At 69.9% G+C, this 10,199-nt stretch carries 6 protein-coding genes; 2 read left to right on the top strand and 4 right to left on the bottom strand.

Annotation, left to right across the window (positions count from 1 at the left end; translation table 11 throughout):
• Positions 1–45: 45 nt before the first annotated feature.
• Complete coding sequence (locus A4W93_RS10495) at positions 46–1,959, bottom strand: EAL domain-containing protein (RefSeq protein ID WP_169726529.1); 1,914 nt, start codon at positions 1,957–1,959, stop codon at positions 46–48.
• A 52-nt stretch (positions 1,960–2,011) separates the two neighbouring features.
• Entirely contained in the window at positions 2,012–2,734 is a 723-nt protein-coding gene (locus tag A4W93_RS10490) for a transglutaminase-like cysteine peptidase (RefSeq protein WP_237357752.1), read from the bottom strand.
• 242 nt (positions 2,735–2,976) lie between these two features.
• On the opposite strand from A4W93_RS10490, the gene A4W93_RS10485 reads away from it, so the two are divergent.
• Together A4W93_RS10485 and msbA are read left to right on the top strand one after the other, a co-directional pair.
• A complete protein-coding gene (locus A4W93_RS10485) occupies positions 2,977–4,809 on the top strand; it encodes a TolC family outer membrane protein (RefSeq protein WP_085750556.1) in 1,833 nt (610 codons plus the stop codon).
• A gap of 98 nt (positions 4,810–4,907) precedes the next feature.
• Positions 4,908–6,668: a lipid A export permease/ATP-binding protein MsbA gene (msbA, locus tag A4W93_RS10480; RefSeq protein ID WP_085750555.1), complete on the top strand. Its 1,761-nt coding sequence runs from the start codon at positions 4,908–4,910 to the stop codon at positions 6,666–6,668.
• A gap of 62 nt (positions 6,669–6,730) precedes the next feature.
• On the opposite strand, the gene lpdA is transcribed toward msbA, so the two are convergent.
• Both lpdA and aceF read right to left on the bottom strand, forming a co-directional pair.
• The gene (gene lpdA, locus A4W93_RS10475; RefSeq protein WP_085750554.1) at positions 6,731–8,491 is read right to left on the bottom strand and encodes a dihydrolipoyl dehydrogenase; all 1,761 of its coding nucleotides are present in this window, start codon (positions 8,489–8,491) and stop codon (positions 6,731–6,733) included.
• A gap of 25 nt (positions 8,492–8,516) precedes the next feature.
• Positions 8,517–10,181: a dihydrolipoyllysine-residue acetyltransferase gene (gene aceF / locus A4W93_RS10470; RefSeq protein WP_085750553.1), complete on the bottom strand. Its 1,665-nt coding sequence runs from the start codon at positions 10,179–10,181 to the stop codon at positions 8,517–8,519.
• Positions 10,182–10,199 lie beyond the last annotated feature (18 nt).

Genomic DNA, 10,199 nt, shown 5'->3' with positions numbered 1-10,199 from the left:
ACGGTGGATCCCGGCGTTCGCCGGGATGACCGTGCGGTCAGGGGATCAGAGCTTTGCGCTGATGTGGGGGCCGGTCGCCCCATCGACACCGCATTCCCACAACCGCTGCAGGTCCAGCTCGTCGCTGACCCCTTCCGCGAACACCTGCAACGACAACCCGTGCAGCAGCGTCACCGTGCCCCGCACGAACGTCGCGCGGTTCTCGTCGGTGCCGATGTCGCGCACGATGGACGCATCGAGCTTCACGTAGTCGAGCCCGGCCTCGAAGAGGCGCGGGATCTGCCCCAGGCGGGCGCCAGCGTGTTCGAGGCCGATGCGCACGCCGATCGGGCGCAGCTGGCGGCTGAGCTCCTGCAGCAGGTGGAAGTGATCGACCGCGGCGGTTTCGGCCACCTCGAGCCAGATCAGGCGGGCGGCACGCGGCGCGGCCCACAGCAGCGCCCGCAGGCGCGGGGCGAAGCTGCTGTCGGTCAGCGACGACGGCGACAGGTTCACGCACCGCGACTGGCCGTCGCGGGTCGCGTCCATCAGCGCGAGCGCCAGTGCGCGTTCGTCCACGTCCACCGTCAGGCGGCTGCGCACCGCCAGCGGCAGCCAGCGGGCCGCGGCCTCGAAGGTGCCGCCGGCCTCGAGCTGCATGCGCAGCGGGCATTCGAGGTGGATGGTCTGCATGCGGCTGTCGACCACCGGGAACGAGACGAGCCGCACCCGGTCGTGCACCAGCGCCTCCCGGATGCGCTGGCGCCAGGCGCCCTCGCCCAGCAGCGCGATGGCGGGCGAGGCTTCGCTCGCGAGTTCCACCGCGAACGCACCCACGCTTTCGGCTCGGGCCAGCGCGCCGTCGGCCGCGCCCATCACCTCGGCGAGGGTCATGTCGCGGCGCAGCTCCACCGCGCCCACCGCCACCGACGCCCCCGCGCCGATCGACGGCAGCACGAGGCGCAGCGCGTCGGCCAGGGCCTGCGCGGTCTCGCGGGCCACGTTGGGCACGGGCAGGCACAGCGCGAAGTCGGACCCGTTGAGGCGGCCGAGGAAACAGCCCTCGACGCGCTCGGTGTACGGCCGCAGCGCCTGGGCGATGGTGGTGATCATGCGGTCGGCCGCGGCGTGGCCCAGCGTGCGGTTGATGCCGGCGAGGTCCAGCACGCGCAGCAGCACGAGGCCGCCATCGGCCGTGCCATCCTCGCGCTGCAGCGCGGCGCCCAGCTGGCCCAGGAAGTGGGCGCGGTTCGACAGGCCGGTGAGCGTGTCGCAGTTGGCCTGCCGGTGCAGCGCGTCGAGCTGGGCGGCCTGGGTCTGGAAGGCCACGCGCAGGCGTTCGACCATCGTGTTCATCGCGAGCGTGAGCCGCTGCAGCTCGGGCACGTTGGGGGCCTCCACCGTGACGAACTCGCCCTTGACCAGCGCCTGGGCCTGGCCCACGGTGCTGTCGATGGGTTTGCGGATGCGGCGCACGACCAGCGTGCCGAGGGCGCCGGCGATCAGTCCCACCACGGCGAGCGCGAGCGCCGAGCGCACGCTGCTGCGCCACAGCTCGTCGACCGCGAAGGCCGACTGGCTCTCCACCTCGACCTGGCCGAGGGCACGCCAGCCGTCCGACACCTGGGCGAGCCCGGGGCGCGACTCGATGGGCACCACGTCGGCGAACCACGCCGGGGCCTTGGCCGGGCCCACGGTGGCCTCGCGCACGAACTTCACCTTGCCGTCGGCACCGACCAGGCGCACGCGCCGGTAGAAGCCGGTGTCGAACTGGGCGGACATCATCAGGTCCATCAGCTCCTGGTCACCCTTCTGCTGCGACAGGGCGAGGGCCAGCGAGGTCGCGTTGTCCGAGTTCTTGAGCTGCAGCTGCGTCTCGAGGTAGTTGCGGCCCGACTCCACCGCCACCGTGACGCTGCCCAGGAAGGCGAGCAGCACGGTGCCGAACATCAGCAACCAGATTTGGCGTATCAGCGACATGCGCGCTCCCTGTCGATCATCGGTCCGTTCGTCCCGCTCGTTCGTACGTCGTTCATTGAAAACCTTCCGCCCGCGCCTTCGCAAGCACTTCCCGCCAGCGCGACAGCCGGGCCACGGGGTCGCCCGCCGTCTGGGTGCCCACACCCTGCCACAACCCATCGCCATTGAAACTGAAAACCGGCGCCAGGTCCGGACGGCGCGAGGCCGGGCGGATCTCGCCGATCAGGTTGTCGAGGATCAGCGGCTCGGCCTCCGGACTCGGATGGTAGGCCAGCACCATGTGGGCCTGGACCACGCCCTGGGCCCCGCCGATCTGGGCGCGGACGTACACGAGCCGCAGGCGGTTCACCGGCACGCCGAGGGCCAGCAGGGAAAAGTACTTGGCGATGGCGAAGTCCTCGCAGTCGCCCTGGCCCTGGTTCAGGGTCTCGATGGGGCTCGCCCAGTAGTCCACCTGTCCCCACACGGCCGCATCATCCCGGAACACGATGCGCCGGTTGAAGAACTGGTTCACGGCCTGCAGCCGGCCCGGCTCGTCCAGCGCCGCGGCGGCGGCCAGGGTCTGCTGCAGCGCCGTCACGCCGGCCACCGCGTTCGGCCCGGCCTTGCGCGCGGCCGCCGCCATGCGTTCCACGTCCCAGGCCCGCAACGCCACGGACGGCGCGAACAGCCCCGCGGCCAGCACCACCACGACCAGACGGCGGCACCACGCCGCGACGTTCCGCGCCAGGTGGCGCGCTCCGTCTTTCGCAAAGTGGGTTCGGGGAAGGTGCACGGGTGTTCCTGGGGGCAGTCCCCCTCGGGGTTGTCGTCCAAAGCGGCCCCTCGCTTGAGCATCATGAGGGCCCTGTGATAGAAAGTGCGCGCCAACCAAAGCGCCCGAGCGTGAATTCCTGCCGGGCAGACCTTCATCCGCGGGGAACATGGCCGGACGGCCGATCACTAAACTCGACCTCGTCCCTACAGCGAGGCTTGCATTCGTGCACCGGGGACAACGCCATTGACTCTAGGATCGAGATGTACCAAAGAAAAACGGCCCTGCTTTCCGCCCTCACCCTGGCATTCGCCGGCACCGCGCTCGCGCAGGCCGACGACCAGGCTGCCCTGAAGGCCGCCGTCCAGAAGGCGATCAATGCCAACCCCGAGGTCACTGCCCGCTTCAACGCCTACCGCGCCTCCGCCGACGCCGTCGACATCGCCCGCGCCGGCTACTACCCCCGCCTCGACCTGAGCGCGAGCGGTGGCCGCGACCGCGACCGCATCGACAACCGCAACCCCGAGACCCAGTCGATCAACCGGGCCGGCGCCTCGCTGACGCTGTCGCAGCTGCTGTGGGACGGCCTCGCCACGAAAAACGACGTGGGCCGCCTGGGCCACGAACGCCTCGCCCGCTACTTCGAGGTGGTGGACATCACCGAGCAGACCGCCCTCGAGGCCGCCCGCGCGTACTACGACGTGCTGCGCTTCCGCAAGCTCGTGCAGCTGGCCGAAGAGAACTTCGTCCAGCACCAGACCGCCTACAACCAGATCCAGTCGCGCTTCAAGGCCGGTGTCGGCCGCGGCGTGGACCTGGAACAGGCCGCCGCCCGCGTGGCGCTCGCCGAGTCCAACCTGAACACCGAGATCTCGAACCTGTACGACGTGTCGTCGCGCTACCAGCGCCTCGTGGGCGAGGTGCCGCCGGCCGCACTGCCGCTGCCCGCCGAGACGTTCAAGAACGGCCTGCCCGGCAACGCGAACGATGCCGCCAACGAGGCCATCCGCCGCAGCCCGGCCATCAGCGCCAGCATCGAGAACCTGCGCTCGGCCGAGCAGCTGGTGTCGGTGCGCGAGAGCGCGTTCCAGCCCCGCGTCGAGGCCCGCCTGCGCTCCGGCGCCGGCAAGAACTTCGACGGCGTGGCGAACCAGCGCAACGACTCCACCGCCGAGGTCGTGCTGAACTGGAACCTCTTCAACGGCGGCGCCGACCGCGCCCGCGTGCGCCAGCAGACCAACCTCGTGAGCCAGGCCACCGACCTGCGCGACAAGGCTTGCCGCGACGTGCGCCAGACCGTGGCCATCGCCTACAACGACACGCGCAAGCTCGTCGACCAGCTCGTCTACCTCGACCGCAACACGCTCGCCATCACCAAGGCGCGCGACGCGTACCACCAGCAGTTCAACATCGGGCAGCGCAGCCTGCTCGACCTGCTGAACTCGGAGAACGAGGTCTACACCGCCCAGCGCTCGTACGTGAACGCCGAGTACGACCTGAGCATCGCCTACCTGCGCACGCACGCCGCCACGAACCAGCTGATCGGCCGCCTGGGCGTGGGCCGCGACGCCGCCCCGCCGGCCCCGGACGACGCCGAAGGCTGGAACGCCGGCAACGACGCCCCGGGCCGCTGCCCGGCCGAGGCCGTGGCCACGATGACGATGGACTCGACCGCGCTGCGCCAGCGCGCCGCCGCAGCCACTCCGCCCTCGCCCGTGCTGCCGGCGGCGTCCGCGCCCACCGGCACCACGGCCACCGCCGCCACCGCGGTGCCGCTGCAGCGCGTGACCGAGTGGGCCGCCGCCTGGCAGGCCCGCGACATCAACGCCTACCTCGCGTTCTATGCGCCCACGTTCATGCCGGAAGGCAGCTCGATCGACCGCTGGCGCGCCCAGCGGCGCGCGGTGCTGGCCCGTCCGGGCGAGATCGCGGTGCTGATCGCCAACCCCGTGGCCACGGCCATCGACGCCACCACGGTCGAGACCCGCTTCCGCCAGACGTTCCGCTCGAACCAGCTCACCGACATCACCGACAAGGTGCTGACGTGGCGCCTGATCGATGGGAAGTGGCTGATCCTGCGGGAATCGGGCCGCTGACCCCCGGCGGCGCGGCATCGCCACCACGATCCGCGCCGCATCGGCCCCAAGACCGGTTAGATTCGCGTTCTCTGCACGAAGTCCACACGCGAACGCCGATGTCCACCTTGTCTCAGCGCCTTGCCGCGCTGAAACCCTATTTCCGAGGCACCCTGTGGGCCGTGGCCCTGGGCGGCCTCGGCGCCGCGATCTCCGCGGCCTGCGAGAGCGCCCTCGCCTGGCTGATGGTGCCGCTGGTCGACGGCGGCCTCAAGAAGCCGCCGATCCCCTGGCTGCCCGACCTGATGCCGCCCCCGTACTGGGCCATTCCCATCCTGCTGATCGTCATCTTCCTGGTGCGGGGCATCGCCGGGTTCATCGTCGACTACTCGCTCGCCTGGACCGCCAACCGCGGTGCCCTGGCCCTGCGGCGTCGCCTGTTCGAGCGCGTGCTCCAGTCCGACGGTGCGCTGTTCGGCGAGCGCACGGGCAGCAGCCTCACGAACACCGTGGTCTACGAGGCGATCAACGGGATCGCCCAGTTGGTGAGCGCCCTCCAGACCCTCCTGAAGGATTCGTTCACAGTCGTCGCGCTGCTCATCACGCTGCTGCTGCTGAACTGGCAGCTCACCGCCGTCATCCTCGCACTGGCACCGGTGCTCGCCATCACCATGCGCTACTTCAGCCGGCGCATGCGGCGCATCACGCTGTCCTCGCAGACCGCGGTGGACCGGCTGGGCTACGTGGTCGAGGAAAACGTGCTTGCGTGGCGCGTGGTGCGGCTGCACGGCGTCCAGCGGCCGCAGGCCGAGCGGTTCGAGACCGAAAGCCGTTCGCTCTTCCGCCTGATGCTCAAGTCGACCGCGGCGTCGGCCACGGTGACGCCGCTGATCCAGCTGTTCACCGCCATGGCGCTCGCCATCATCATCGCGGTGGCGCTGTGGCAGAACAGCCAGACCGGCGGCAGCATGGGCACCTTCGTCGCCTTCATCACCACGGCCATCGGCATCGCCACGCCCATCCGCCGGCTCACCGACGTGTCGAGCGCCGTCACGCGCGGCCTGGCCGCACTGGAACGCGGGCAGGATCTGATCCACACAAGCCAGGCCGAGTCGGGTGGCACCCATGCGGTGGACCGCACCGCCGGCCACCTGACCTTCCGCGGCGTCGGCGTCCGCTACGGCGCAGCGGATGCACCGGCCGCCCTCACCGACATCGACCTCGACGTGCCCCAAGGCAGCACCGTGGCCCTCGTGGGGCCGTCCGGCGCGGGCAAGACCACGCTCATCAACCTGCTGCCCCGTTTCATCGAACCGTCCACCGGCACGATCTCGCTCGACGGCGTGCCGCTCAAGGACTGGAGCCTCGCCTCGCTGCGCTCGCAGATCGCGCTCGTGAGCCAGGACGTGGTGCTGCTCAACGGCACGGTCCGGGACAACGTCTGCCTGAGCAGCGAGACCCCCGATCCGGCGCGCGTGCGCGCCGCGCTGCAGGCGAGCAACCTCCTCGAGCTGGTCGACGGCCTGCCGGAGGGGCTGGACACCCTGGTGGGCCACAACGGCACGAAGCTGTCGGGCGGCCAGCGCCAGCGCCTCGCGATCGCCCGCGCGATCTACAAGGACGCGCCCATCATCATCCTCGACGAGGCCACGTCGGCCCTCGATTCGGAGTCGGAACGCCTGATCCAGCAGGCGATGGACAACCTGATGCGCGACCGCACCAGCATCGTCATCGCGCACCGGCTGTCCACCATCGCCAACGCCGACAAGGTGGTGGTGCTGGAGGCGGGCCGGGTCGTCGAACAAGGCACGCAGGCCGAGTTGCTCCAGAAGAACGGGCTCTTCGCCAAGCTGCACGGCATCCAGTTCGGCACCCGCTGAAAGCGGAAACAAAAAGGCCCGCACCTCACGGCGCGGGCCTTTGGTCCGATCACACGATCAGATCAGCGCTTGACCGGCGGCAGGTCCGTGCACTCGCCCTCGGCCGCTTCCGCGGCGAGGCCCACGCTCTCGCCGAGCGTCGGGTGCGGGTGGATCGTCTTGCCGATGTCCACCGCGTCGGCGCCCATCTCGATGGCCAGCGCCACTTCCGAGATCAGGTCCCCGGCATGCGTGCCGACGATGCCGCCGCCGATGATGCGGTGCGTTTCCTCGTCGAAGATCAGCTTCGTGAAGCCCTCGTCGCGCGTGTTCGCGATGGCGCGGCCCGACGCGTTCCAGGGCAGCACGCCCTTCTTGATCTTCAGGCCCTTGGCCTTCGCCTCGTCCTCCGTCACGCCCACCCACGCCACCTCGGGGTCGGTGTAGGCGACGCTCGGGATCACGCGGGCGTCGAACTCGGCCTTGTGGCCGGCCGCGACTTCCGCCGCCACGTGGCCTTCGTGCACCGCCTTGTGGGCGAGCATGGGCTGGCCCACGATGTCGCCGATGGCGAAGATGTGCGGCACGTTGGTGCGCATCTGCTTGTCGACCGTGATGAAGCCGCGGTCGCCCACGGCCACGCCGGCCTTCTCGGCACCGATGCGCTTGCCGTTGGGCACGCGGCCCACGGCCTGCAGCACGAGGTCGTACAGCTGAGGCTCCTTCGGAGCGCCCTCGCCTTCGAACGTGACCTTGATGCCGTCCTTCGTGGCCTCGGCCCCGACGGTCTTCGTCTTCAGCATGATGTTGTCGAAGCGCGGCGCGTTCATCTTCTGCCACACCTTGACCATGTCGCGGTCGGCACCCAGCATCAGCTGGTCCATCATCTCGACCACGTCGAGGCGCGCGCCGAGGCTGCTGTACACCGTGCCCATCTCGAGGCCGATGATGCCGCCGCCGATCACCAGCATGCGCTTGGGCAGCTGGCGCAGCTGCAGCGCGCCGGTGGACGTCACCACGCGCGGGTCGTCCTTCGGCAGGAACGGCAGCTTCACGGCCTCGGAGCCCGCCGCGATGATGGCGTTCTTGAACTTGACGACCTTCTTGCCGTCGGCCGTGGTCACCGCGAGGTGGTACGGGTCGGCGAACTCGCCGTCGCCCTGGATCACCGTGACCTTGCGCATCTTCGCCATCGCGTTCAGGCCGTTGGTGAGCTTGCCCACCACCTTCTCCTTGTGCGTGCGCAGCTTGTCGAGGTCCACCTTCGGGGCCTCGAACGCCACGCCCAGCGCGTCGAAGTGCTTGGCCTCGTCCATCACGGCGGCCACGTGCAGCAGCGCCTTGGACGGGATGCAGCCCACGTTCAGGCACACGCCGCCGAGCGTCTTGTAGCGCTCGACGAGCACCACCTTCTGCCCGAGGTCGGCGGCGCGGAACGCGGCGGAGTAGCCGCCGGGGCCGGCGCCCAGCACCAGCACGTCGCACTCGACATCGGCGGTGCCGCCGAACGACGAGGCCGCGACGGGCGCTGCCGCGGGGGCCGGTGCAGGGGCGGCTGCGGCCGGCGCGGGAGCCGGCGCAGGCGCAGGCGCCGGGGCGGCCGCACCGCTGGCTTCGAGCGTCAGGATCAGCGACCCTTCGCTGACCTTGTCGCCGAGCTTGACCTTCAGCTCCTTGACCACGCCCGCGTGTGTCGCGGGGATCTCCATCGAGGCCTTGTCGCTCTCGACAGTGATCAGCGATTGCTCGGCCTTGATGGTGTCACCGGGCTTGACCAGCAGCTCGATGACGGCCACGTCCTTGGAGTCGCCGATGTCCGGCACCTTGATGTCGATGAGCGACATGGTTCTCTTTCCGTGAAGGTGGGGCTTAGAGCAGCACGCGGCGGAAGTCGCCGAGGATCTGCGCGAGGTACGCGTTGAAGCGGGCCGCCGAAGCGCCGTCGATCACGCGGTGGTCCCAGCTCAGGCTGAGCGGCAGCATCAGGCGCGGCTGGAAGGCCTTGCCGTCCCACACCGGCTCGGTCGTCGAGCGGCACACGCCGAGGATTGCCACTTCCGGGGCGTTGATGATCGGCGTGAAGTAGCGGCCACCGATGCCGCCGAGCGACGAGATCGAGATGCAGCCGCCGCTCATGTCGGCCGGGGTCAGCTTGCCGTCGCGGGCCTTCGCGGCCAGGGCGTTCATCTCCTGGGAGATCTGGATCACGCCCTTCTTGTCGGCGTCCTTGAGCACCGGCACCACGAGGCCGTTCGGCGTGTCCGCCGCGAAGCCGATGTGGTAGTACTGCTTCAGCACGATCTGCTCGCCGTCGAGCGAGGCGTTGAAGTCGGGGAACTTCTTCAGCGCGGCGACCATGGCCTTGATCAGGAACGCGAGCATCGTGACCTTCACGCCCGACTTCTCGTTCTCCTTGTTCAGCTGGACGCGGAAGGCTTCGAGTTCGGTGATGTCCGCATCGTCGTGGTTCGTCACGTGCGGGATCACGACCCAGTTGCGGTGCAGGTTCGCGCCCGAGATCTTCTTGATGCGCGACAGGTCCTTGCGCTCGACCGGGCCGAACTTCGTGAAGTCGACCTGCGGCCAGGGCAGCAGCCCCGGGAACGCGCCACCGCCGGCGGCGGCCGCGGCGGCGGGCGCCTTCCCCTGGGCCTGCGTGCGCACGCTGCCGTCCATCACGCCCTTGACGAAGTTCTGCACGTCGGCGTGGGTGATGCGGCCCTTCAGGCCCGAGCCACGCACTTCCGCCAGCGGAACGCCCAGTTCACGGGCGAGCTTGCGGATGCTGGGCGACGCGTGCGGCAGGCGGCCGGTGGCCGGCGGCGGTTCGGCGGCGGGCAGCGCGGCCGTGGGCACGACACGTTCGACCACCGGGGTCGACGGGGTTTCCGGTGCGGCGGCCGGCACCGAGGCGGCGGCAGGCGCCGGCGCCGCGGCAGCCGCAGCGGGGGCACCACCGGCCACTTCCAGCGTGGCCAGCACCGAGCCCTGGCTGACCTTGTCGCCGAGCTTGATCTTGAGTTCCTTGACCACCCCGGCGTGCGACGACGGGATCTCCATCGAGGCCTTGTCGCTCTCGACGGTGATCACGCTCTGCTCGGCCTTCAGCGTGTCGCCCACCTTGATGAACACCTCGATCACCGAGACGTCCTTGCTGTCACCGATGTCCGGCACCACCAGCTCGATGGTGCGGCTGCCACCGGCGGCGGCGGGGGCCGGTGCGGGTGCGGCGGCTTGAGCGGGTGCGGGCGCCGGAGCGGCTGCGGCGGGTGCCGGAGCCGGGGCGGCGGCACCACCTGCCGCTTCCAGCACCAGCACGATCGAGCCCTCGGCGACCTTGTCGCCGATCTTCACGCGCAGTTCCTTGATCACGCCGGCGGTGCTCGACGGGATCTCCATCGACGCCTTGTCGCTCTCCACGGTCACCAGCGACTGGTCCACCTTGATGGTGTCCCCCGCCTTGACCAGCAGCTCGATGACTTCGACTTCCTTGAAGTCCCCAATGTCGGGAACCTTGACTTCGACCAATGCCATGTCGTTTCTCCGGGTCTT

Origin of the sequence: Piscinibacter gummiphilus (assembly GCF_002116905.1) — a bacterium.
GTDB classification, from domain to species: domain Bacteria; phylum Pseudomonadota; class Gammaproteobacteria; order Burkholderiales; family Burkholderiaceae_C; genus Rhizobacter; species Rhizobacter gummiphilus.
This window is presented reverse-complemented; position numbering and strand designations above follow the sequence as displayed.

Coding starts and splice junctions, on each gene's coding strand:
- A4W93_RS10495 (WP_169726529.1), bottom strand. CDS start 1,959: ATGTCGCTGATACGCCAAATCTGGTTGCTGATGTTCGGCACCGTGCTG.
- A4W93_RS10485 (WP_085750556.1), top strand. CDS start 2,977: ATGTACCAAAGAAAAACGGCCCTGCTTTCCGCCCTCACCCTGGCATTC.
- msbA (WP_085750555.1), top strand. CDS start 4,908: ATGTCCACCTTGTCTCAGCGCCTTGCCGCGCTGAAACCCTATTTCCGA.
- lpdA (WP_085750554.1), bottom strand. CDS start 8,491: ATGTCGCTCATCGACATCAAGGTGCCGGACATCGGCGACTCCAAGGAC.
- aceF (WP_085750553.1), bottom strand. CDS start 10,181: ATGGCATTGGTCGAAGTCAAGGTTCCCGACATTGGGGACTTCAAGGAA.